This is a genomic window from Candidatus Pseudothioglobus sp. uisw_070 (assembly GCF_059512545.2).
In genome coordinates this window covers 1,066,231-1,088,913 of sequence record NZ_CM183456.2, presented here as the reverse complement: position 1 = coordinate 1,088,913, position 22,683 = coordinate 1,066,231, and the positions used below count along the sequence as shown (strand labels likewise).

The 22,683-nt window shown below is 36.4% G+C and carries 21 protein-coding genes; 15 read left to right on the top strand and 6 right to left on the bottom strand.

Annotated features, from left to right (window positions below; translation table 11 throughout):
* Window positions 1–801, bottom strand: a complete 801-nt coding sequence (locus AC5YGD_RS05430) for an inositol monophosphatase family protein (protein ID WP_496140999.1) — start codon at window positions 799–801, stop codon at window positions 1–3.
* 5 nt (window positions 802–806) lie between these two features.
* Between AC5YGD_RS05430 and AC5YGD_RS05425 the strand changes: the two genes are divergently transcribed.
* A complete protein-coding gene (locus AC5YGD_RS05425; RefSeq protein ID WP_496140997.1) occupies window positions 807–1,565 on the top strand; it encodes a TrmJ/YjtD family RNA methyltransferase in 759 nt (252 codons plus the stop codon).
* Between the two features lie 57 nt (window positions 1,566–1,622).
* On the opposite strand, the gene htpG is transcribed toward AC5YGD_RS05425, so the two are convergent.
* Complete coding sequence (gene htpG, locus AC5YGD_RS05420; RefSeq protein ID WP_496140996.1) at window positions 1,623–3,479, bottom strand: molecular chaperone HtpG; 1,857 nt, start codon at window positions 3,477–3,479, stop codon at window positions 1,623–1,625.
* 37 nt (window positions 3,480–3,516) lie between these two features.
* Between htpG and xerA the strand changes: the two genes are divergently transcribed.
* The 5 genes from xerA (at window position 3,517) to bioB (ending at window position 8,568) form a co-directional block, all read left to right on the top strand.
* A complete protein-coding gene (xerA, locus tag AC5YGD_RS05415; protein ID WP_496140995.1) occupies window positions 3,517–4,431 on the top strand; it encodes a site-specific tyrosine recombinase/integron integrase in 915 nt (304 codons plus the stop codon).
* Window positions 4,428–4,979, top strand: a complete 552-nt coding sequence (locus AC5YGD_RS05410) for a Sua5/YciO/YrdC/YwlC family protein (RefSeq protein ID WP_496140994.1) — start codon at window positions 4,428–4,430, stop codon at window positions 4,977–4,979. The genes xerA and AC5YGD_RS05410 overlap by 4 nt, the downstream gene beginning before the upstream one ends.
* Entirely contained in the window at window positions 4,976–5,884 is a 909-nt protein-coding gene (hemF, locus tag AC5YGD_RS05405; RefSeq protein WP_496140992.1) for an oxygen-dependent coproporphyrinogen oxidase, read from the top strand. Before AC5YGD_RS05410 ends, hemF begins: the two co-directional genes overlap by 4 nt.
* Before the next feature lie 171 nt (window positions 5,885–6,055).
* Complete coding sequence (gene glnA, locus AC5YGD_RS05400; RefSeq protein WP_271557016.1) at window positions 6,056–7,462, top strand: type I glutamate--ammonia ligase; 1,407 nt, start codon at window positions 6,056–6,058, stop codon at window positions 7,460–7,462.
* Between the two features lie 107 nt (window positions 7,463–7,569).
* Window positions 7,570–8,568, top strand: coding sequence for a biotin synthase BioB (bioB, locus tag AC5YGD_RS05395; RefSeq protein WP_496140991.1), 999 nt, complete (start codon window positions 7,570–7,572; stop codon window positions 8,566–8,568).
* On the opposite strand, the gene murG is transcribed toward bioB, so the two are convergent.
* Together murG and AC5YGD_RS05385 are read right to left on the bottom strand one after the other, a co-directional pair.
* Complete coding sequence (gene murG / locus AC5YGD_RS05390) at window positions 8,501–9,526, bottom strand: undecaprenyldiphospho-muramoylpentapeptide beta-N-acetylglucosaminyltransferase (RefSeq protein ID WP_496140990.1); 1,026 nt, start codon at window positions 9,524–9,526, stop codon at window positions 8,501–8,503. The two genes, bioB and murG, sit on opposite strands and share 68 nt — an antisense overlap.
* Window positions 9,519–10,661 carry an FtsW/RodA/SpoVE family cell cycle protein gene (locus tag AC5YGD_RS05385; RefSeq protein WP_496140989.1) on the bottom strand — a complete coding sequence of 381 codons (1,143 nt, stop codon included), beginning with the start codon at window positions 10,659–10,661 and terminating at the stop codon, window positions 9,519–9,521. Before AC5YGD_RS05385 ends, murG begins: the two co-directional genes overlap by 8 nt.
* Window positions 10,662–10,781: 120 nt before the next feature.
* Here AC5YGD_RS05385 and AC5YGD_RS05380 point away from each other — a divergent pair, with 120 nt between their 5' ends.
* The 9 genes from AC5YGD_RS05380 to AC5YGD_RS05340 all read left to right on the top strand — a co-directional run bounded on the left by AC5YGD_RS05380 (window position 10,782) and on the right by AC5YGD_RS05340 (window position 20,978).
* Window positions 10,782–12,368: an ABC-F family ATPase gene (locus AC5YGD_RS05380; protein ID WP_496140988.1), complete on the top strand. Its 1,587-nt coding sequence runs from the start codon at window positions 10,782–10,784 to the stop codon at window positions 12,366–12,368.
* Between the two features lie 119 nt (window positions 12,369–12,487).
* Window positions 12,488–13,144 carry a riboflavin synthase gene (locus AC5YGD_RS05375; protein ID WP_502319130.1) on the top strand — a complete coding sequence of 219 codons (657 nt, stop codon included), beginning with the start codon at window positions 12,488–12,490 and terminating at the stop codon, window positions 13,142–13,144.
* Window positions 13,145–13,146: 2 nt separating this feature from the next.
* Window positions 13,147–14,220: a 3,4-dihydroxy-2-butanone-4-phosphate synthase gene (gene ribB, locus AC5YGD_RS05370; protein ID WP_271537627.1), complete on the top strand. Its 1,074-nt coding sequence runs from the start codon at window positions 13,147–13,149 to the stop codon at window positions 14,218–14,220.
* 3 nt (window positions 14,221–14,223) lie between these two features.
* Window positions 14,224–14,685 carry a 6,7-dimethyl-8-ribityllumazine synthase gene (gene ribH / locus AC5YGD_RS05365; RefSeq protein WP_271541321.1) on the top strand — a complete coding sequence of 154 codons (462 nt, stop codon included), beginning with the start codon at window positions 14,224–14,226 and terminating at the stop codon, window positions 14,683–14,685.
* Complete coding sequence (gene nusB, locus AC5YGD_RS05360) at window positions 14,682–15,098, top strand: transcription antitermination factor NusB (RefSeq protein ID WP_496140986.1); 417 nt, start codon at window positions 14,682–14,684, stop codon at window positions 15,096–15,098. Before ribH ends, nusB begins: the two co-directional genes overlap by 4 nt.
* A gap of 196 nt (window positions 15,099–15,294) precedes the next feature.
* Window positions 15,295–16,290, top strand: coding sequence for a taurine ABC transporter substrate-binding protein (locus AC5YGD_RS05355; protein WP_271537631.1), 996 nt, complete (start codon window positions 15,295–15,297; stop codon window positions 16,288–16,290).
* A gap of 105 nt (window positions 16,291–16,395) precedes the next feature.
* The gene (locus AC5YGD_RS05350) at window positions 16,396–17,202 is read left to right on the top strand and encodes an ABC transporter ATP-binding protein (RefSeq protein WP_271537632.1); all 807 of its coding nucleotides are present in this window, start codon (window positions 16,396–16,398) and stop codon (window positions 17,200–17,202) included.
* The gene (locus AC5YGD_RS05345) at window positions 17,199–18,467 is read left to right on the top strand and encodes an ABC transporter permease subunit (RefSeq protein ID WP_496140984.1); all 1,269 of its coding nucleotides are present in this window, start codon (window positions 17,199–17,201) and stop codon (window positions 18,465–18,467) included. The genes AC5YGD_RS05350 and AC5YGD_RS05345 overlap by 4 nt, the downstream gene beginning before the upstream one ends.
* Window positions 18,468–18,509: 42 nt before the next feature.
* Window positions 18,510–20,978, top strand: coding sequence for an FAD-dependent oxidoreductase (locus AC5YGD_RS05340; RefSeq protein WP_496140982.1), 2,469 nt, complete (start codon window positions 18,510–18,512; stop codon window positions 20,976–20,978).
* 5 nt (window positions 20,979–20,983) lie between these two features.
* Here AC5YGD_RS05340 and AC5YGD_RS05335 read toward each other — a convergent pair whose 3' ends face one another.
* Together AC5YGD_RS05335 and AC5YGD_RS05330 are read right to left on the bottom strand one after the other, a co-directional pair.
* Window positions 20,984–21,733 carry a TSUP family transporter gene (locus AC5YGD_RS05335; RefSeq protein WP_496140980.1) on the bottom strand — a complete coding sequence of 250 codons (750 nt, stop codon included), beginning with the start codon at window positions 21,731–21,733 and terminating at the stop codon, window positions 20,984–20,986.
* Between the two features lie 4 nt (window positions 21,734–21,737).
* A complete protein-coding gene (locus AC5YGD_RS05330) occupies window positions 21,738–22,670 on the bottom strand; it encodes a hypothetical protein (protein WP_496140979.1) in 933 nt (310 codons plus the stop codon).
* Window positions 22,671–22,683 lie beyond the last annotated feature (13 nt).

Below are 22,683 nucleotides of genomic sequence, written 5' to 3'. Positions count from 1 at the left end.
TTATCGCTGTAGGTCTTCGGTTAGGTGGGGGTGAATTTTTTTTAGAAGCTCTTTATAGACCTCTGCATTACCCGCAACTATATTTCCAGTTTCCATGTACTGGTCCCTTCCAGAGAAATCCCCAATAAAACCACCTGCCTCTTTAACCATAAGTGCACCTGCAGCTATATCCCATGAGTTAAGACCAATTTCCCAAAACCCATCTAGTCTTCCAGCTGCAAGATAAGCTAAATCTAGAGCAGCGGCTCCAGCTCTGCGAATTCCAGAAACATGAGGATGAATTGCTTTAAAAGTCTCAAGATAACAGTCTAAGTGTTGAGGCTGCTTAAATGGGAAGCCAGTTCCAATAAGAGTATCTTTAAGCCCAAGAGACATAGTAACCCGCATTCTCTCATCATTTAAATAAGCACCTTCGCCTTTAGATGAAGTAAAGAGCTCCTCTTTAAATGGATCATAAATGACCGCATGAGTTGTAACTCCTTTTTCTAAAAGGGCAATTGACACTGCATATTGCGGAAAGCCATGTAAAAAGTTAGTCGTTCCATCTAATGGATCTATTATCCAAAGAAAATTATCATCACCAAGAGTTTTCCCGCTCTCTTCAGCCAAAATAGAATGTTTTGGGAAGGCTTTTTTAATCTCGTTTATAATGGCTTTTTCAGCCGTTTTATCAACTTCAGAAACGAAGTCATTAAGTGACTTATTTTCTATAGTTAGTAAATCGACCTGGTTATGGTACCTTAAGATAACATCACCAGCTGCTCTGGCAGCTCTAACTGCAATATTAACGGTAGGATGCATGGTAAATGAGCCAAATAAATAAAGAATCGAATTATACCTTGACGAGTTTTAATAAAGTGAGGATTGTTATGGTGAATACCACTGAGCCAGGTAATATTGGCGCGGCGGCTAGAGCTATGAAAAATATGCTTTTAACTCAGTTATATTTAGTAACACCTTTTAATTATCCCTCTGCTGTTGCCACTGCAAGAGCAAGTGGAGCAGATGACGTTCTTTCAAATGCAAAAGTATGCAGTACTTTAGAGGAAGCTTTGATTGGAGTGCATCTAGTTATTGGCGCTAGTGCGCGTCAAAGAAATATTAAATGGAGGCAGCTAGATGTCATTGAAGCGTGTAGTGAAATTCAATCAACAGTTGCTTCAAATGAGCAAGAAGTTGCAGTTGTTTTTGGCACTGAAAATTCTGGCCTTACAAATGAAGAGCTAGATTTATGTTCTATCCTAATGACAATTCCTGGGAACCCCAAGTACTTTTCATTAAATGTTGCATCTGCGATTCAAGTTTTTGCTTATCAGAACTACGTCAGTACTGTAGAAGGTAAGTTTGATAATTCAGGCGGTGAAATTGTCAGCTTTGATGAATTAAATAGCTTTTATAATCATCTGGAGCAGGCGCTTGAGCACATCGATTATTTTGATACAAAAAAACCAAAAGTTCTTTTGATGAGGCGCCTTCGAAGGCTTTTTGGTAGAAGTAGTCTGGAGAAAGAAGAGATGGCAATATTAAGAGGCATTCTTAATAAAATTAATCCTTATAAGTCTTAATTTAGAGCAAAAAAAAGCCCGAAAAATCGGGCTTTTTTTTTGACTTAGATTATCCTATCATCCTAACATTAGTTTGTTCATTCGTTTTACAAACTCAGCAGGCTCTTTTATTTGTCCACCTTCACTAAGAACAGCTTGATCAAATAATACTTTCACTAGATCTTCATCAACTTTTGTTTTAAGTTTAATGACAAGTGGATGATCAGGATTTATCTCAAGAATAGGCTTGGTATCAGGAATGTCCTGACCTAAAGACTTCATGATTCGCTCCATGTTTCCGCCTAACTCATTTTCATCGGCAACTAGGCATGAAGGCGACTCACTTAGTCGACTTGAAACCTTAACCTCTTTGACCTGATTGCTGAGGATTTCTTGAGCTTTAGTAATAACACTTTCAAAATCTTTCACTGTTTTTTCTTTCTTTTTCTTGTCTTCTTTTGAATCAAGATCTTCAAGATCACCTTTTGCAATTGATTTAAGTGATAGCTCTTCAAAGTCTCCAAAGTTAGCGACTAACCACTCATCAACTCTATCTGATAGTAATAGAACCTCAATATCTTTTTGTTTAAAAATTTCTAGATGAGGAGAGCCCTTGGCTGCAGCATATGTGTCTGCAGTGACATAATAAATATTTTTTTGCCCCTCTTTCATTCGGCCAATATAGTCTTTAAGAGAAATTGTTTGATCTGAACTATCAGCCGATGTTGAGGTAAACCTTAAAAGATTTGAAATTTTATCTTTATTTGCAAAGTCTTCTACAACGCCTTCTTTAATAACCATTCCAAACTCTTTCCAGAATGTGGCATAGTCTTCAGGTTTATTTTTAGACATTTTATCGAGCTCAGACAGAATTCTTTTTACCGATGCTTTTTTAATTGTATCAACTACTTTGCTGCCCTGAAGGATCTCTCTAGAGACGTTTAATGAAAGGTCTGCAGTATCTATTACACCTTTTATAAATCGAAGGTACTGAGGGAGCAATTCTTCATTTCCTTCCATTATAAAAACTCTTTTAGCGTAAAGCTTTACGCCACTTTTTCTTTTAGGCTCCCACATATCAAATGGAGCTTTTTTAGGAATATATAAGAGTGATGAATAATCAAGTTTTCCTTCAACTCTATTATGTATTTGAGTCAACGGCCCTTCAAAGTCATACGTTAAGGCTTTGTAAAATTCATCATAATCAGCTTGTGAGAGTTCTTTCTTATTTTTCATCCAAAATGCAGTCGCTTCATTTATTTTTTCGTATTCAATCACATCTTTATCTTCTTCTGAAGGCTTGAGCATCATAATAGGGACAGTAATATGATCAGAGTATTTTGATATGACACCTCGAATTCGAAAGTCATCAATAAATTCTTTTTCAGCTTTTTTAACATCAAGAATAATTGTTGTGCCATAGTCCTCTAGCTCAACAGTTTCAATGGAGTAATCTCCCTTACCTTTTGAAATCCACTTTGTTCCATTTGCCTTATCATCACCAGCTTTTCTGCTCAGAAGAGTAACTGTATTAGAAACAATAAAAGCGGAGTAGAATCCAACACCAAATTGACCAATTAAATTAGAATCTTGGGTTTGATTTTTATCAAGACCCTCTAAGTATTTTTTGGTTCCAGAGTTGGCGATTGTTCCAATATTTTCCATGACCTCGTCATGAGTCATTCCTATTCCATTATCTTTAATAGTAATAGTTCCTGCGTCTTTATCAATATCAATATGGATACTTGGCTCTTCTTTTGCCTCAATAAGTTTGTCATTTGATAAAGATTCGAATTTCAGCTTATCTATTGCATCTGATGCATTTGAGACAAGTTCTCTTAGAAAAATCTCTTTATTGGAATAAAGAGAGTGAATCATTAGGTCAAGTAGCTGAGATACTTCAGTTTGAAATTCATGTGTTTGTTTTTGACTCATTGAAAATCCTTAATCGTTTAACGTAAAATGTAAAGATATGGCCAATCAGGAAAAAAACAAGTATCAAGATGAAATATTAATTAAACAAATTGAAGAATTTGTAGCTCATTTAAGCGTTGAAAAAAATTATGCACTAAATACTGTTTCAGCATATAAGAGAGATCTATTGAAGTTTTTATCTTGTTTAGGTAATAAAAATATCTCTGATTGGAAAGAAGTGGATAGCGATACAGTTAATTTATTTGTGATGGGCTTAAGGCATGGTGATATTTCAAATAAATCCATTAGGCGCTACTTATCTTCAATACGAGTTTTTTATAATTACCTTATTGATAACGAAGCAGCCTCTTCAAATCCAGCCTTATCTATTCAAACTCCTAAAATCGATCGAGCCCTTCCAAAAACTATTGATTTTGATGATTTAAGTAGAATGATGAATTTAAAGGCTGGCCATTTCAAAGAACTTAGAGCAGTCCTGATGATTGAATTACTATATTCATGCGGCCTGAGGGTTTCTGAACTTGTTGGGATTGATATGCTTGATTTTGATCTCAATGAAGGTTTTGTTAAAGTTATGGGTAAAGGAAGCAAGGCTCGTTTCTCTCCTGTAGGAGCGTCGGCAATAAGTGTGCTTAAAAAGTACATAGAGAAAAGACCTGATTGCAATTCTGATGCTTTATTTTTAAATCAGAAGCACCTTAGAATGAGTGCTAGATCTGTTCAAAATATTATTAAAAAAAGGGCGCTTGAAGTGGGCATTTCAATTAATGTACACCCCCATATGCTTAGGCATGCAGCGGCAACTCACTTCCTTCAGTCTAGTCATGATCTACGAGCGGTTCAAGAATTTCTAGGACATAAGAGTATTAAAAGTACGCAGGTTTATACGCACCTAGATTTTTTAGAATTATCAAAGGTTTATGATGAGTTTCATCCTAGAGCAAAAAAATGAAAATAACTACAAAAACCCAATTAGCTCTTAATCATCTTCGTACTGGAGTTATAGCTCATCCAACAGATACTATATACGGATTAGCTTGCATGGCAAATAACCCAGAAGCAATTAAAACATTAGCTAGTTTGAAGCATAGAGATATTAAAAAAGGCTTTATATTATTAGCCTCTGATATAAATTACTTATTGCCCTATATTGATTCAAACCTAGATATTGATTTATTAACAAAACTTTCTACTCCGACAGAAATTGCAACAACTTATTTGGTACCAAAATCAAAAAATACTTCACGCCTTATAACAGGAGAGCATGAGTTTTTAGCAGTTCGAATTACCTCTAACCCTTTAATTTCATATTTTTGTGAAAATACGGGCTCTGCATTAATTTCCACAAGTGCGAATACTCAAGGAGGAAAGGTTGCCACTTCTTTAATAGAGCTTAAAAAGTATTTTGGTAATGAGCTTTCTTACGCTTTACCCCCAAATAAGTATAATTCTGAGCCTTCAAGGATCATTAATTTATTAACAGGCGTGCGTCATCGATGATAGATCTAGTAAAAAAGTATTTGATTGAGCTCCAGCAATCTATTTGCTCTGAAGTTGAGCTGATTGAAGGTGGAGCTAAATTTGCTCAAGATAGCTGGACACGGGTTGATAAAAGAGGTTCAGGCCTAACTAATATTCTTTCAAATGGCAATATATTTGAAAAAGGTGGTATTAATTATTCAATAATTACTGGTGATAAAATGCCAAAATCTGCCACTGCACTAAGGCCTGAGCTTGAAGGGAGGAAATATACAGCTCTGGGGGTTTCACTAGTTCTTCATCCCGAAAATCCTTTTATTCCAACGGCGCATGCTAACGTTCGATTCTTTATTGCAGAAGAGCAAGGAAAGAATCCAATTTGGTGGTTTGGTGGCGGCTTTGATTTAACCCCTTATTATGGATTCGATGAAGATGCGGTTCATTGGCATCAAACTGCTAAGAAAGCTTGCATGCCTTTTGGAGAAGATGTTTATCCAAAATATAAAAAATGGTGTGATGATTATTTTTACTTAGGTCATCGAGATGAGCAACGCGGCATTGGTGGGTTATTTTTTGATGATTTTAATAGCGGCAGTTTTGATGAATGTTTTGACTTCATGAAAAGTGTTGGCAATCATTTTAGTGAAGCTTATTTACCTATCGTCAGAAAGAGAATGATTACCCCATATACTGAGAATGAGAAAGACTTCCAATTGTATCGACGTGGTCGATACGTAGAATTTAACTTGATACATGATAGAGGGACGTTATTTGGCTTGCAGAGCGGCGGCAGGACTGAGTCAATTTTAATGTCACTGCCACCAACAGTTAAGTGGTCCTACCAATTTAAAACTAAACCTAATAGCGAAGAAGAAAAGTTAACCAGTTATTTTTTAAAACCTAGGGATTGGGTTTCATTAAAGTAAACTTAAGTTGAATATATTTCTGGAGTAATTTTAATTAATTTAGGATATAATCACAACTTGAAACACCCTTGCTATGTTCTCAATGAGCTCGCAACACCGTTTGCAACGGCGCAGACTTCCTGACAATGCCTGTCAATCTTGTTATTTATTAATATTTTTAGGAGTACATCTATGTCTGCAAAAAAAGTAATGAAAATGATCGAAGATGAAAACATAAAGTTTATAGATTTTCGTTTCACTGATACAATAGGGAAAGAGCAGCACGTTAGTGTTCCAGCTCATACAATTAATGTTGAAAAACTAGAAGATGGCCAGATGTTTGATGGCTCCTCTATTGCTGGTTGGAAAACTATTAATGATTCTGATATGATCCTTTCCCCAGATACTGAAACAGCGGTGCTTGACCCTTTTACTGAGGAAGTGACTTTAAACATTCGCTGTAATATTATTGAGCCAAGTGATTTAAAGGGCTACGTTAAAGATCCAAGATCTATTGCATATCGCGCCGAAGAATTCATGAAAGCTTCTGGTGTTGGTGATACAGCATATTTTGGAAATGAACCTGAATTTTTTGTTTTTGATAGTGTTAAGTGGGACACCGGTCACGGAATGGGTAAGGCATTTTATGAAATTAACTCAGAAGAGGCAGCTTGGAATTCTGGAGTCGACATGGAAGGTGGAAACAAAGGTCATCGTCCAGGTATTAAAGGTGGCTACTTCCCGGTTCCTCCAGTTGATTCATTGCACGATCTTCGTTCTCAAATGTGTCTAGCAATTGAGGAAATGGGCGTTACTACTGAGGTTCATCATCATGAGGTTGGAACTGCAGGGCAGTGTGAAATTGGCGCGTTATTTAACACATTAGTTAAAAAGGCTGATGAGACTCAAATCTTTAAATACTGTGTTCATAATGTTGCTCACCTATATGGCAAAACAGCTACATTTATGCCTAAACCAATTGCGGTTGATAATGGTAATGGAATGCACGTACATATGTCTATTGCAAAGGATGGAGTTAACTTATTTGATGGAGACCAATATGGTAACTTAAGCGAAATGGCGCTTTTTTATATTGGCGGCATTATCAAGCATGCAAAAGCATTGAATGCTTTTACTAATCCTTCTACAAACTCATATAAGAGATTAGTTCCTGGATTTGAAGCACCAGAAATGCTAGCTTACTCTGCTAAGAATCGTTCAGCAGCAATTAGAATACCTTTCGTTAAAAATCCTAAGGGACGTCGTATTGAAGTGCGTTTTCCAGATTCAACTGCTAACCCTTACCTTGCTTTCTCAGCACTACTAATGGCAGGCCTTGATGGTATAAAAAATAAAATCCATCCTGGTAAGCCAGCAGATCAAGATCTTTATGAAGATAGTGATGGTTCTATTCCTAAAGTTGCTGGAATGCTTCACATCGCCCTAGAAGCACTCGATGATGACCGTGAATTCCTTAAGCAAGGTGGAGTCTTTACAGACGAGGTTATTGACTCATTTATTGAACTTAAGATGAAAGAAGTTACAGCAATGAGAGCTTCACCTCAGCCGCTAGAGTTTGATTTATACTATAGCTGCTAAGATATTTACTAGTTAATAAAAAGCCGCGCACAATGCGCGGCTTTTTATTGTTCTTTTTAGAACTATTTGTTGCGGTAAAATTAATTAACTTAAATACATAAAATCAAATGATTGAAGTAAAAAATGATTGGGAATTAGATGAAATAAAGGCTTTATTTGAACTTCCTTTTAACGATCTCCTTTTTAAAGCGCACAGCATTCATAGAGAAACTTTTGACCCAAATAAGGTCCAAGTAAGTTCTTTATTAAATATTAAAACTGGCGCATGCCCAGAAGATTGCTCTTATTGTTCTCAAAGTTCAAAATATGATACTGGCCTTGAACGTGAAAAATTAATGGAGATTGATCAGGTATTGCATCAGGCAAAAAAAGCGAAAGATAAAGGCGCGTCTAGGTTTTGTATGGGAGCTGCCTGGAGAAACCCTACTGATAAAAGTCTTGATAAAGTCATTCCAATGATCAAGGGCGTTAAGGCGATGGGAATGGAGACATGCGTTACTCTAGGGATGATTACACCAAGCCAAGCCTCTACTCTTAAAGAAGCTGGGTTAGATTACTATAACCATAATATTGATACTTCAAAAGAGCATTACCCTAATGTTGTATCGACGCGTAATTTTCAAGATAGATTAGATACTTTAGAAGCAGTCAAAAACGCAAATATTAACGTTTGTAGTGGTGGAATCCTAGGAATGGGTGAGACGGAAACAGACCGAGCATCAATGCTTCAATCCTTATCTAATCTCGAAAAGCACCCTGATAGCGTTCCAATCAATTTACTGGTTCCTATTCCAGGAACACCTTTTGAAAACGTTAAGCCACCAAGCGAAAGTGAATTTGTAAGGACTATTGCAGTCGCAAGAATTTTAATGCCTAACTCAGTAGTAAGGCTTTCAGCTGGAAGGCTGGAGATGGGTGAGGGAATGCAGGCGCTTTGCTTCTTTGCTGGAGCCAATTCTATTTTCTATGGCGAGCAGTTATTAACTACTGATAATCCAACTTCTGCAAATGATCAACTACTTTTCAGCCGCCTTGGAATTAACAAAGAAGATAATCAGCAATTATCTTCTCAGGACTCGGAACTGAAAGTAACTCTAACTTCTTAGTCATTTCGTGAATTTTTGGAGAGTCTAACGCAAGTAACTCTTTATCAATAATTTCGCCACTAAAAGAATCCTCTTGAATAATTATCCCTGCCCCATTTTTAGATAAGTGTTCAGCATTAACTGTTTGATGGTTGTCTATTGCATAAGGAAATGGAACAAGTATTGCAATTGTTTTTGAAGCAATAAGCTCTGATACTGTCATAGCTCCAGCTCTAGAGATAACTAGATCTGCCCATGCATAAGCTTCAGCCATATTATCAATGAAAGCATCAATCTTAACATCAGAGTGCATAGAGTCTGCATACAAAGCTTTCACCTCAGTGAGATGCTTTTCTCCAGTTTGATGCCATATATTTAGAGGTGTTTCGATGGTGGGTATGGTTTGATTAATTTTTTTGGCGCCAAGAGAGCCTCCTAGGATAAGTATATTTTTAATTGCATCAGGAGTTGATTTCGAGCTTGGAGTAAAAAGAATAGGATTGCCTGTTGTTTCAGCATTTATATCTTTATGAAAAGTATTATCAAAAGCCTGAAAACATTTTTGAGCAATTCTGCTTAATAATTTATTGGTTGTTCCAGGAATAGTATTTTGCTCATGAATGATTAATGAGGTGAAAAATATTTTAGAAACTATTCCACCAACTCCTGAAGCATAACCTCCCATTCCAATTACTTTATGCGGTCTAAATCTGATAAAAATTAGAATTGTTTGAATAAACCCATAACTAAGTAAAAAAACAGCTTTGAATAGAGTTGTAAGATTTTTCCCTCTCAGGCCACTAGTATAAACTCCATTAAATCGATAGCCATGATCAGGAACTAGGGTGCTCTCCATTCCTTTGATTCCTCCAAGCCACTCTACAACTGCTCCTTTTGATTCAAGTTCTTTTGCTATAGCAAGAGCTGGAAAAATGTGACCACCAGTTCCTCCAGCCATAATAAGAATTTTTTTAGACATAGTCACGCTGTTTAGAGTACTTTGTTCTATTTTCCATATCTATTCTTAATACAATAGCTAGTGCAATGATGGAAAAAATCATAGAAGTGCCACCATAGCTTAATAATGGTAAAGTAAATCCTTTTGGTGGAAGAAGTCCAAGATTCATACCAATATTTACAGTTATCTGCATTGCAAACCAAGTGCAAATTCCAAAAGCAACATAAGAGCTATATTGCCTTCCTTTTTGAAGCGCAAGTTTGGCGATTGAAAATCCCTTAAGGAGAATGTATAAAAATGATAAAAGCACGAACAGCATTCCAAGAACACCTAGCTCCTCTCCAATAACTGCAAAGATCATATCAGTATGCCTTTCAGGAAGTAGGTAGTATTTCTGAATGCCAGCTCCAAGGCCTGTTCCAAACCAATCCCCCCTTGCAATTCCAATCAATGCTTGCTGTGTTTGATAAATTTTATCATCACTTCGCCATAGGTCTTCTGACCAAAAAGATACTAAGCGATCAAGACGATTTGGATAATTGATAATAATAACTCCAATAAGACCAAGCAGAGCAAATGTAACAATACTAAGTTGCTTGAGATATGAGCCTGCAGCATAGAGCATTGCTAGCGCTGTTAATGAAATAATTAGTGTTGCTCCTAAATCCGTTTCAAATAAAATTAATAAATCTGCTATTCCTATAATGAGAACTGTTTTAAGGAAGCCCATCCATGGTTTTCTTAGATCTTTTTCTTGTCTTATTAAGAAGCCCGCCATGAATAAAACCATTGAGAGCTTCATGAGTTCTGACGGTTGAAATTTAAAATAAACAAAGTTTATCCATCTGGTAGAGCCATTCGCTGTGTGTCCAATTGGACTTGGAAGAAATACAATTGCCAATAAGATAATCGTAAGAATAAAAAGAGGAATTGAGTACTTTTGAAGAACTGAAATAGGCGTATTCAACGTTATCAGTCCAGCACTAAGCCCCATAAAAATAAATAGTGTTTGCTTTAAAAAAAACGTGTAGCTATCAAAATGAGCTAAAGAGGCTGATAGCATCATTACCCACCCAAAGATTATCAACAATAAGATTGTCGACAATAACACCTTGTCGGGCATCTGATTGGTTCTCATGGAGGGATTTAATTTCATAGGCAAATATATTTTATACTTTTTGGAGAAAAGTTTTGTTAGTTATCCAAATGCATAATAGTTATGCTTTTTATGAGGCATTATGGGATAATATTTTTTTTTATAAATCTTTATAAGATAATGATATCAACTGCCAACATCACCATGCAATTTGGTGAAAAGCCCCTATTTGAAAATATCTCTGTTAAATTTCAGGGTGGTAATCGTTATGGTTTGATTGGCGCTAATGGCTGCGGTAAGTCTACGTTAATGAAAATATTGACTGGAGATTTAAAACCTAGCCAAGGCTCAGTAACGGTTGGTGATGGTCAAAGACTTGGTGTACTCTCTCAGGATCAATTTGCATTTGAGGATTACCGTGTTGTTGACGCAGTAATTATGGGACACAAAGAGCTTTGGAAAATCAAAGCGGAGAGAGAAAGGATTTATGGTTTGCCTGAAATGTCTGAGGAAGATGGAATCAAGGTTGCAGAGCTAGAAATGGAGTTTGCTGAAATGGATGGGTACTCAGCAGAATCATCAGCGAGCGAGCTTTTGCAAGGCCTTGATATTCCTTTAGATCAGCATTATGGTCTTATGAGTGAAATTGCACCAGGCTGGAAGCTCAGAGTTCTTTTAGCGCAGGCACTTTTTTCAGACCCTGAGGTTCTTTTATTAGATGAACCTACCAACAACCTTGATATTAATTCAATACGTTGGCTAGAAGGCGTTTTAAGCACAAGAAAATCTACAATGGTAATAATTTCCCATGATCGACACTTTTTAAACGGTGTTTGTACGCACATGGCTGATCTGGATTATGGCGCTCTAAATGTGTTTCCAGGAAACTATGATGACTTTATGATTGCAGCAACTGCAATTCAGGAAAGAATGCGATCAGAGAATGCCAAAAAAGAAGTAAAAATTAAAGACTTAAAGCATTTTGTATCTCGATTTTCAGCTAATGCCTCTAAAGCAAAGCAAGCAACTTCACGCCAAAAAGAATTAAATAAGATCGAGCTTGATGACATTAAGCCATCATCAAGAGTCAGCCCTTATATTATTTTTAATCAGACTAAAGAGTTGTTTAGAAACATATTAGAGGTTCAAAGTCTTACCAAAAGCTTTGATGATGAGCCGGTTTTTAAGGATATTAATTTATTAATTGAAAAGGGGCAGCGAGTTGCAGTCATCGGACAAAATGGATCTGGAAAAACAACTCTTTTAAAAACTTTATTAGGTGAAATCGGCTCAGATAGTGGAAAAACTAAATGGAGCGAGAATGCAAATATTGGTTATTATGCGCAAGATCATAGTGATGAGTTTGATAAAGATATGAACGTTCTAGAGTGGATGACTCAGTTTAAAAATGAAAAAGATGATATTCAGATGATGCGCTCTGTGTTGGGCAAAATGCTGTTTGGAAAAGAAGATGTTGAAAAATCTGTAAAGTCATTATCTGGTGGAGAGAAAGGCAGAATGATTTTTGGAAGATTAATGCTCCAAAAACCAAACATACTATTAATGGATGAGCCAACAAACCACTTGGATATGGAATCGATTGAAGCTTTAAACTTAGCTCTTGATAACTATGAAGGGACATTAATATTTGTAAGTCATGATAGGGAGTTTGTCTCTTCTTTGTCTACTAAGATAATTGAGCTCAAGGAAGATGGTGTTGAATATTATTCAGGTAACTATGAAGACTACTTGTTAACTCAAGTGTGAATTTAATTAAAGATTACCTCGAAATCTATTGATTCCAAAACTTTTTGTTTGATGGTTAAATAAGGCAACAAAAATATTTAAGCGTAAAATTTAATTTAACTAATAAAATTATTTTGTAAATGTTTACAGGGATTATCCAAGCAAAAGGCAGCATTCACGAGGTTCAATCTTCTGAAAAAGGAGCTGTGCTTATTATTAATGCAGATGACCTTGATTTAACTGATTCTAATGTGGGAGATAGTATTGCAGTCAATGGTGTATGTTTAACTGTTACTGCGTTAAAGAGAAACTCTTTTACTGCTGATGCTTCTCAAGAAACTTTAAGCTGTACTACTTTTTCAAAACTAATAAAGGGTCAGCACGTTAATTTAGAAAAGTCATTAAGACTTAATCAGGGAATTGATGGACATTTGGTGAGTGGGCATGTTGATGGTATTGGAGAAGTTGACTCTGTTTATACTGAAGGCGTGAGCACAAGATTAAAAATTAAAGCTATGACTGACTTGATGAAGTATATTGCTAAAAAAGGATCTATTTGTATTGACGGGGTCAGTCTTACAGTCAATAGCGTGGTTGGTAATATTTTCGATGTTAATATTGTTCCTCATACCTTTTCAGCAACTACGCTGAGTGGTTTGAGTGAAAAATCAAAGGTTAATTTAGAGATTGATATAATTGCTAGACACGTTGAGCAACTTATCAGCCATAGGGTTGATATTGGAGATGATCTATCTGCTCTTAGCAAAAAAAAAAAGACACTTGTAACTAAAAAATAAGTATGAAAGCATCAATTAAAGAGCTCTTAGAAGACTACAAGCAAGGAAAAATGATTATTCTTATGGACGATGAGAATCGTGAAAATGAGGGTGATTTGTTAATTGCAGCAGAAAAAGTTACTAAAGAAGATGTTAACTTCATGGCGACGCATGGTCGTGGATTAATTTGCTTAACTTTGACTCAGCAACGCTGCCAACAGCTAAATCTTCCATTGATGGTTTCAAAAAATAGTGACCTCCATTCAACAAACTTTACAGTTTCTATAGAAGCTGCTTCAGGAGTAACTACGGGTATATCTGCAGCTGATAGAGCCAAAACTATTCTTGATGCTGTAGCAAAGAATGCAAAACCTTTAGATATTGTTCAGCCTGGCCATATTTTTCCATTGATGGCTCAGCAGGGCGGCGTTCTAATTCGGGCTGGTCACACTGAAGCTGGTTGTGATTTAGCTAGATTAGCTGGCTTTGAACCCGCCTCCGTAATTGTTGAAATATTAAATGATGATGGATCAATGGCGCGCAGTGCTGATTTACAAAAATTTGGGAAGAAGCATGGCATAAAGCTAGGTCATATTGCTGACTTAATTCATTATAGAGTTGAGAATGAAAAAACCGTAGAAAGAATAAGTCAGAGACCTTTTAATACGAAATATGGTGAATTTGAACTTTATTCTTATTTAGATACTATTCATAACGACATTCATATTGCTTTAGTAAAAGGGTCAATTAGTAAATCAAATGAGCCTTATGTTAGAGTCCATATGGAAAATATCTTTAAAGATGTTATGCAAGAAGTTAATCGTGGATTTAGTATAAATAGTGCTTTAAGTATGATTTCAGATGTTGAAAGTGGAGTTTTTTTACTTTTACGTAAGCAAGATAATCAAGCTATTCTTGAAAATATTGATAATCAAGATTACAGAAGTAGTGATGATGGAAAAACGTTTGGAATTGGTGCTCAAATACTATCTGATTTAGGAGTAACCTCTATGAAGTCTCTAGGCAAGCCAAAAAAGTGGCCTGGATTAGAGGGTTTTGGAATAACCATTAGTGAATATGTGAACATGAAGGAGTAGGTGATGAAAACTATCGAAGGTGACTTAACTATTAAAAACAAAAAGATTGCACTTATTGCAGGTCGATTTAACTCGTTTGTAGTTGAGCATTTAATCAGTGGCGCTAAAGGAGCTTTATTAAAGCATGGAGCTGATGATTCAGATATTGATCTTCTTTATGTGCCAGGAGCTTTTGAAATCCCTTTAGCTCTTAAAAAGACTGCTAATACTGGTAAATACGATGGTATTGTGGCATTAGGAGCTGTAATACGTGGTGGAACTCCTCATTTTGAGTTTGTAGCTGGTGAGTGCGTAAAAGGCATTTCAAAGGTTGCACTAGACTCCGAAATTCCTATCGCCTTTGGCGTTTTAACTGTTGATACAGTTGAGCAAGCGATTGAGAGATCAGGTTCAAACTCTGAAAATAAAGGTGCAGAAGCAGCAGAGAGCACAATTAGAATGATAAATTTACTCGAAAAGCTGTGACATCAAAACAACGTTCAAGAGCAAGAGTGGTTCAAGCATTGTATCAATGGCTCGTTTCTGGTGGTGATATTCCTCAAATTGAGCAGCAATTCCTTACTCAAAAAGAAGGTAAGATTTCTAAAGCATTCTTTTCAAACTTATTTATAAATATTCCTAAAAATATTTCAGCACTCGATGAAATTATTAACCCTGTACTCGAAAGAGATATTAGTGAACTTGGCCCAACTGAAAAAGCCATTTTGTATCTGGGAGTCTATGAGTTAAAGTTTCAACTTGAAGTTCCTTATAAGGTAGTTATCAATGAGGCTGTGGAATTATCAAAGCTTTATGGTGCAGAAGGAGCCTTTAAACTTATAAATAAATCACTAGATAAAATTGCCCCATCCTTAAGATCAATGGAATTAGCTAAATAAAATTATTTTTTTAGTTAAGTCGTTATTATCCAATAACAAGTGAAATTGTTTCAACTATCCCTTTTTCATGGTAATATCTCGTTTTCAGATTTAAAAAATTATTGTTTTATTAATTTGGTTCTTCAAAGAGCCCTTAGTAAAATATTTTTTTTTAGCTGAAAGAAGAGGAAGTTTAATATTTATTAAAGGAGAAATAATGAAAAGTATTTATAAAAAAATTGGAGCAACATTTATCAGTGCAATAGCTACTGTTAATGTAATGGCTCTTGATGAGCTTAATGTAGCTTATTTTGAAGAATGGCCAATGCCGTTCGAGTATGCAAAGCAAATTGGTGCGTATGATGAGGCTTTGGGTATGAAGGTTAACTGGAAAGCTTTTGGTACAGGTACAGCGATGTCTGCAGCTATGGCTTCTGGTGATATTCATATTTCAGTAAGTCAAGGTGTGCCTCCATTTATTGTTGCCGCTTCTACAGGTCAAGATATTCAAATTGTTGACGTTGCTGTAAGTTATGCTGACAATGATAACTGTGTTGTAGCTTCAGGTCTTGAAATTGATGCAAGCAATGCATCTGAATTGGCTGGAAAGAAAGTTTCTGTTCCACTTGGAACTGCTGCTCACTTTGGTTTCTTGAAGCAGATGGCTCACTTTGGTGTTTCTGTAGATTCAATGCAAGTAGTTGATATGGCTCCACCAGAAGGATCAGCTGCATTAGCTCAAGGAAGTATTGATATGTTCTGTGGATGGGGTGGATCACTTCGTCGCGCACTAGATCATGGTAATGTTCTTTTGACTGGTGATGAAAAAACAGCTCTAGGTATTCTAGTTTGGGACGTAACTTCAGTTCCAGCAGGTTTTGCTGATGAAAACGCTGAAGTTCTTCAAACGTTCTTAGGTGTTACTGCTGCTGCAAATGCAATGTGGAACTCAGGTGGTTTCCATTCACTAATGCTTCCTCATATTGCAAAAGATGCTGGTATGGATGAAGCAGCAACTGCTGAAACAATGTCTACATTTGTATTCCCATCAGTTAGCTCACAGTTAGGTGATAGCTGGCTTGGTGGTTCTGGTGAATCTTTCCTTAAAGGTGTAGCAGATGTATTTGTTGATGCTGGAAGTATTCCTAGCGCTCGTGGTTCATATGCAAATGCAATTAATACTGATGGTCTTCAAGGATTAGCAGCGCAATAAAATACTGATTTATTAGACTTAATAAAAGTCTTAAAGTATTAGTTAGATTCAAGGTGGCGCACTTAGTGTGCCACCTTTTTTTTAAAAATAAATTCGGAGTTTAGTTTGAAAGGTTTATCAATTGAAAATATCTCAATGCGTTTTGATTTGAAGAATGGCTCTTCAGTTCAAGCTCTTAAAGATGTATCTTTAGACATAAAAGAAGGTGAAATTATCACTGTACTTGGACCTTCAGGTTGCGGTAAAACGACACTTCTAAATATTGTTGCTGGCTTTTTAGCTCCAACAGAAGGAAAAGTTGTTCTTAATGACCAAATTGTCTTAGGCCCTGGCGCTGAACGAGGAATGGTCTTTCAGCAAGGTGCTTTATTTGAGTGGATGAATGTTCAGCAAAATGTTGCATTTGGACCTCGAATGAAAGGAATGCCAAAAGCTGAACAAAATGAAAAAGTAAAACATTTACTTGAAGTAGTTGGATTAGCTGAATTTGAGGATAAAGCCGTATACGAATTATCTGGAGGTATGCAGCAAAGAGTTGCTCTAGCGCGTTGCCTTGCAAATGAACCTGATGTAATCTTAATGGATGAGCCTCTAGGTGCATTAGATGCCTTGACTCGTGAAAAGATGCAGGGATTAGTTTTAAAGCTCTGGAAAGAGACTGGAAAAACAATTTTATTAATTACCCATTCTGTAGAAGAGGCGGTTCTTCTTGGTGAAAGATTATTGGTTCTTGCTCCAAGGCCAGGAAGGGTTTACAAGGAGTACAATCTCCCGTTTGCTGAAATGGGCGTTAATATGGATCTTCGAGAAGTCAAAAAATCTGAGGGATATTCAGAGACTCGTGATGAAATTCTCTCAATTATCTGGGAAATGGAAGAAGAGATAATGGGAAGGACGGACGAAAGCTCATGACTATTTTAATTATCTATATTTTAATTTTTGTTGCTGCTTTCTATATTGTTAAAGCAGTGAGCTCAATGAGGAAGTCACGCGATGATTTCACGAGTCTTAAAACTGTAACATTTGGTGATGAGAGTGCTGTTACGCCTAATAGGGCTGCTTCAATTATATCAGTTATAGCAATATTCGCTATCTGGGGCTCATTTACGGGCTCTAAATTAACTCCTATCCATGTTCCTGGACCATTTATAGGTGAACTTTCATTTACCTATACTGCTGTCAACTCCTTAGGTGAAACTGATGATGCTGAAGTAAGAATTTCTGTTTACGATGTTCAGACTGGTGAAATACCCGACAAAATAGATATAGATCCAGGATTAGGCTTTGCTCTTAATGATACAGCTCAAATTATTACCTATAGAAGTGCTTTGGTTAAAGTTCAGAAAAATGATGTTGGTGGTAAGGATAAAAAATATAAAGTTATTGCAATTAATGGGGAGTCCATTTTACCAAGCAGTGAGCTCTTTATTGATAATGCACGCGTTTATATGACTGCTAAAGGAACTTTGAGTCTTACTCCGTATAAAGGCTGGCAGATGCAGCCAGTATGGTTACCTTCCCCAGAAGCTGTTTGGTCAAGGCTAACAAAGATTGCTTCAGAAGGGTATAAAAATTTCAGTTTATTTGAGCATTTAGGCTGGTCACTCCTTAGAGTTGTTGTTGGTTTTTTCGCTGGCGCTCTAATAGGTATACCTTTAGGATACGCAATGGGTCTTTCTGGCTGGTTTCGTGGATGGTTTGATCCTATTGTAGAATTTATGAGACCAGTGCCTCCACTTGCTCTAATTCCATTAGTTATTATTTGGTTTGGTATTGGCGAACAAGGAAAGATTATTTTACTATTCTTAGCTTCGCTTTGGATTATGACTATTTCTGCTAGAGCCGGAGTTTCAGGTGTGAATATTGCAAAAATTCATGCCGCATATTCACTAGGGGCTTCTAAATGGCAAATTATGAGGCTTGTTATTGTTCCAAACAGTTTGCCTGAAATATTTACAGGTGCAAGAGTCTCTATGGGGGTTTGTTGGGGCACAGTAGTTGCAGCTGAACTTGTAGCTGCTCAGAAAGGTGCTGGAATGATGATTATCACCGCCTCAAAGTTCCAGATGACTGACCTTGTAATAATGGGAATTGTACTGATTGGTGTTATTGGTTATGCAATCGATATACTTATGAGAATTTCAGAAAATTATCTTGTACCATGGAAGGGAAAATAGATTTATAATTCTGTTTTTTCCTTCTTTATTTAAGGTTAGCCCATGTCAGTAATATTACCTAAAAATGCTCAAGCTGTAATTATTGGTGGAGGAGTAGTTGGCTGCTCAGTTGCTTATCATCTTGCAAAACTTGGTTACACAGATGTAGTTCTTCTGGAGCGTAAAAAGCTAACCTCTGGAACTACATGGCATGCAGCAGGACTTGTAGGGCAGATGCGCTCATCGCTTAATCTCACTCAAATGGTTAAATACTCTGGAAACCTTTACGAAACATTAGAGGCTGAAACAGGAATGGCCACTGGTTATCGCCGAACTGGCTCTATAAGCCTTGCAACAAATCAAGAGAGGTTAACAGAATATAAACGCAATGCATCACTTGCAAAAGTTCATGGAGTTGATGTGCAGATACTAACTACCGACGAGTTAAGAGATAAGGTCAACCTCTTTAATCTCGATGATGTTGTTGGCGGTGCTTGGATACCTAAGGATGGTAAGGCTGATCCAGCAAACGTCGCCATGGCTCTTGCAAAAGGCGCAAAGAACAATGGTGTTAAGATTTTTGAAGACGTTAAGGTTACTGGAATACTTAAAAAAGATGGAAAGGCTGTAGGAGTTCAAACTGAGTATGGTGACATACAATCTGATGCTGTTGTAAATTGCGGCGGAATGTGGGCAAGAGAGGTTGGCAAAATGGCTGGCGTTTCAGTCCCTCTTCATGCTTGTGAGCACTTTTACTTCCTAACTTCAGCCGTTCCAAATATGGGAGATATGCCCGTAGTGAGAGTTCCAGATGAGTCTGCATATTATAAAGAGGATGCTGGAAAAATACTTGTTGGGCTATTTGAGCCAAACGCAAAGCCATGGGCGCAAAATGGTATTCCAGAAGATTTTTGCTTTGATCAGATACAGGATGATTTAGATCATTGCATGCCTTATTTAGAGCTTGCAATGAACCGTGTACCTGTCATGGAAAGTTTAGGTATTGAGACTTTATTTAATGGACCTGAAAGTTTTACACCGGATGATAATTTTCAGATCGGAGAGTCTCCAGAATTAGGTAACTTTTATGTTGCTGCAGGATTCAATTCAATCGGCATTCAGGCGGCTGGTGGGGCGGGAAAATATTTAGCTGAATGGATTGTAGGAAAAGAACCTCCCTGTGATTTATGGGATGTAGATATTAGAAGAAATGAGCCATTTCAAAATAATAAAATTTATTTAGCAAATAGAGTTACTGAAACTTTAGGTTATCTTTATGAAAATCATTTTCCATACCATCAATACGAAACAGCTAGAGGCTTAAGAAAAACTCCTTTGTATGAGTTTTTCAAAGAGCGTGGTGCTTGTTTTGGTGAGGTTGCTGGCTGGGAAAGGCCTAATTGGTTTGTTCCAAAGGATTTGATTGGAAAGGTTGAAGCTAAGTATGAATATTCATGGGGAAGGCAAAATTGGTTTGATTTTCATAGATTAGAGCAGCAAGCAATCCGAGAGACTGTTGGTATGTATGAAATGTCGTCATATGCAAAAATTCGAGTCAAAGGTTCTGATGCTATGGACTTTATGCAGATGATCTGTGCAAATGATGTTGATGTTGGTGTCGGTAAAATGGTTTATACGCAGTGGCTTAATCGGAAAGGCGGTATTGAGGCTGATGTAACAGTTACTCGTCTTGACGTTGATGATTATTTAATAGTTAGCGGAACGATGTGTCTTAATCGAGATATGCATTGGCTTAAAAAGAATTTGCCTGATGGAGCTAATTGTTCACTATTTGATGCAACTAGTGCAGAGGGCTGTATAGCCATTATGGGGCCAAATTCGAGAGATCTACTTCAATCCCTTACAGATACTGATATGAGTAATGAAAGCTTCCCATTTGCAAATGTTCGCAATATTGAGGTTGGTATGGCAAATGTACGTGCACACCGAATAACCTATGTTGGTGAATTAGGCTGGGAGTTGTACTTTCCAATTGAGTTTTCAAGTTATGTGGCTGAGCTAATTGATTCAAAAGGTGAGGAATTTTCTTTAAGACAGATTGGGATGCATACTGTTGATAGCTGTCGAATTGAAAAGGCTTATAGGCACTTTGGACATGATATTACTGATGAAGATCACGTCATTGATGCAGGACTTGGTTTTGCTGTGAAACTCGATAAGAATCCTTCAAAATTTGGTAACTTTATTGGTTATGACTCTGTTAAAGCCAAAAAGGCTGCCGGTTATGAAATGAGAGTAATGCAATTTCTACTGAGTAATCCTGAACCTATGCTTTATCATAATGAACCTATTCTGAAAAATGGTGTAATTGTAGGTCATTTAACAAGTGGAACCTATAGTCATACTCTTGGAGGTGCTGTTGGCCTCGGATACGTTACATGCCTCCCTAATGAAAGTCATGAAGATATTTTAAGTGCTGAATATACTATTGAGGTTGAAGGTGTTATTGAGAAAGCTAGTGCATCACTTAAGCCAATGTATGACCCTTTAAATAAGAAAATCAGAGTCTAGATTTCTTAGAAAAGTGCCCCTAGAAGTGTCGATATTCCAATTATTCCAAGTGCAGATAAAGATATATTTCTGTAATACTTATTGCCTGAAAAATTAAAGAATTTTGTACCAGTATAGGTTGCAAGAATATAAAGTGGAGAGGTTATTAGCCCTGTTAAAAGTAGTTCTTTTGTAAAAAGATTAAAGTAGTGCAAGCTAATTATTGCGCTTATAACAATGCCAGTAGACATAATTAATATATTTCCTCTTGTAACATCATCATTGTCACCCTTAGATAAAAGAACAGTCGCATAGGGAGGTCCTCCCATTCCAGTAGCTCCTTGCATTAGTCCACTTATTACACCGCTAATTGTGAGGACATAATTTGTGACTGCAGCTTTTAATTTCCAGCCAGTTGCAATTAAAACTACAAAAAATATTACTAAAATAGACATGATAATTTTTATTAATTGCTCGTTTACTGAAACTAAGAATATTGTGCCAATAGGAATTGTTAGCATCATTGAAAAAAACATTGGAGATATTTCTTTGAACTTACAGCTCTTAGCACCAACATAGGTCAGATATATAGTTGCTGGAATTTCGATAGCAATATTGAATACCATAGCAAAAACTGGTGAATACAAATAGGAGAGAATTGGGATAGTTATTAAGCCTGATCCAAATCCTAAAAACCCCCTTATAAAACCTGAAAAAAGTATAACAAAAACTATCAGAAAATAATTTTCAGGAAGAATGAGAAGCAGGTTTTCCATTAAATTATTTTAATGCTTCTGGAGAAAATTTAAATTCACCATTACCTACTTGGATTATATTATTCCAATTTTTTAATATAAATTTTATTTCATCACTATTTTTATCAAATTTTAGCTCCCTAGCACAGTCATGGAAAAGACTTCCATCTAGGATTTCACTTTCATTAATAAGACCTCTCTTGGACATTAATAGAAGAGCTGCTGAGCCTGCTTTGTCACTTTCACCTTCAAAAGCTTCACGTCCCATTCTTCTTTCGTATATTTCCTGAAGGATGTGACTGTCAAAAGATTTATTATCATCTAACAAATTTTTTGCAAAAAACCTAGCTCCCCCTTCAATCATCCATCTACTGTTACTGTCTCTTCTATCTGCTTTATTTCTGCACTCACCTTCAGTTTCTAAATCATGCTGAAAGGCGTGATAAAGTTCATGCTGAAGGAATTCTTGAAGATCTGCATAAAATGCATCTCTTCCCCCTGGGTTATTTCTCATGTTGTCAGTAAGACCCATTATTACAAAACGTTCTTCTGAACATATAGCCCATTGTGATGACCAATCCACTCCTTTTTCTAGTCCTTCTTTAGTTAGATTTAGTAATTCATAGTCAACATATCCACAACTAGTATTTTTGAACCAATCTTCAATCATCTGATAGCTTTCATTGATTTCATTTGGAGACATTAAAACTTGATGAAGGGCGCCCGGACCAAACTCTTGTATAGGTTCAATTATTTCACCTACATCATATATGAATACAAATATATTTGATTCACGTGAAGCCATTTTTGAGCTGGCAATATTACTCCATTCCTTTAAAATTTTTGTTGGAAAGCTAGATTTATTAACAATGATAATATTTTGATCTTTGTATTGTTCTGCATAAGACTTACCTAAAAGGCTAGTCACTAAAAATAAGATTAATAATAATTTTTTCATAATAAAAATCCTA

Coding starts and splice junctions, on each gene's coding strand:
- AC5YGD_RS05430 (WP_496140999.1), bottom strand. CDS start 801: ATGCATCCTACCGTTAATATTGCAGTTAGAGCTGCCAGAGCAGCTGGT.
- AC5YGD_RS05425 (WP_496140997.1), top strand. CDS start 807: ATGAGCCAAATAAATAAAGAATCGAATTATACCTTGACGAGTTTTAAT.
- htpG (WP_496140996.1), bottom strand. CDS start 3,479: ATGAGTCAAAAACAAACACATGAATTTCAAACTGAAGTATCTCAGCTA.
- xerA (WP_496140995.1), top strand. CDS start 3,517: ATGGCCAATCAGGAAAAAAACAAGTATCAAGATGAAATATTAATTAAA.
- AC5YGD_RS05410 (WP_496140994.1), top strand. CDS start 4,428: ATGAAAATAACTACAAAAACCCAATTAGCTCTTAATCATCTTCGTACT.
- hemF (WP_496140992.1), top strand. CDS start 4,976: ATGATAGATCTAGTAAAAAAGTATTTGATTGAGCTCCAGCAATCTATT.
- glnA (WP_271557016.1), top strand. CDS start 6,056: ATGTCTGCAAAAAAAGTAATGAAAATGATCGAAGATGAAAACATAAAG.
- bioB (WP_496140991.1), top strand. CDS start 7,570: ATGATTGAAGTAAAAAATGATTGGGAATTAGATGAAATAAAGGCTTTA.
- murG (WP_496140990.1), bottom strand. CDS start 9,526: ATGTCTAAAAAAATTCTTATTATGGCTGGAGGAACTGGTGGTCACATT.
- AC5YGD_RS05385 (WP_496140989.1), bottom strand. CDS start 10,661: ATGAAATTAAATCCCTCCATGAGAACCAATCAGATGCCCGACAAGGTG.
- AC5YGD_RS05380 (WP_496140988.1), top strand. CDS start 10,782: ATGATATCAACTGCCAACATCACCATGCAATTTGGTGAAAAGCCCCTA.
- AC5YGD_RS05375 (WP_502319130.1), top strand. CDS start 12,488: ATGTTTACAGGGATTATCCAAGCAAAAGGCAGCATTCACGAGGTTCAA.
- ribB (WP_271537627.1), top strand. CDS start 13,147: ATGAAAGCATCAATTAAAGAGCTCTTAGAAGACTACAAGCAAGGAAAA.
- ribH (WP_271541321.1), top strand. CDS start 14,224: ATGAAAACTATCGAAGGTGACTTAACTATTAAAAACAAAAAGATTGCA.
- AC5YGD_RS05355 (WP_271537631.1), top strand. CDS start 15,295: ATGAAAAGTATTTATAAAAAAATTGGAGCAACATTTATCAGTGCAATA.
- AC5YGD_RS05345 (WP_496140984.1), top strand. CDS start 17,199: ATGACTATTTTAATTATCTATATTTTAATTTTTGTTGCTGCTTTCTAT.
- AC5YGD_RS05340 (WP_496140982.1), top strand. CDS start 18,510: ATGTCAGTAATATTACCTAAAAATGCTCAAGCTGTAATTATTGGTGGA.
- AC5YGD_RS05335 (WP_496140980.1), bottom strand. CDS start 21,733: ATGGAAAACCTGCTTCTCATTCTTCCTGAAAATTATTTTCTGATAGTT.
- AC5YGD_RS05330 (WP_496140979.1), bottom strand. CDS start 22,670: ATGAAAAAATTATTATTAATCTTATTTTTAGTGACTAGCCTTTTAGGT.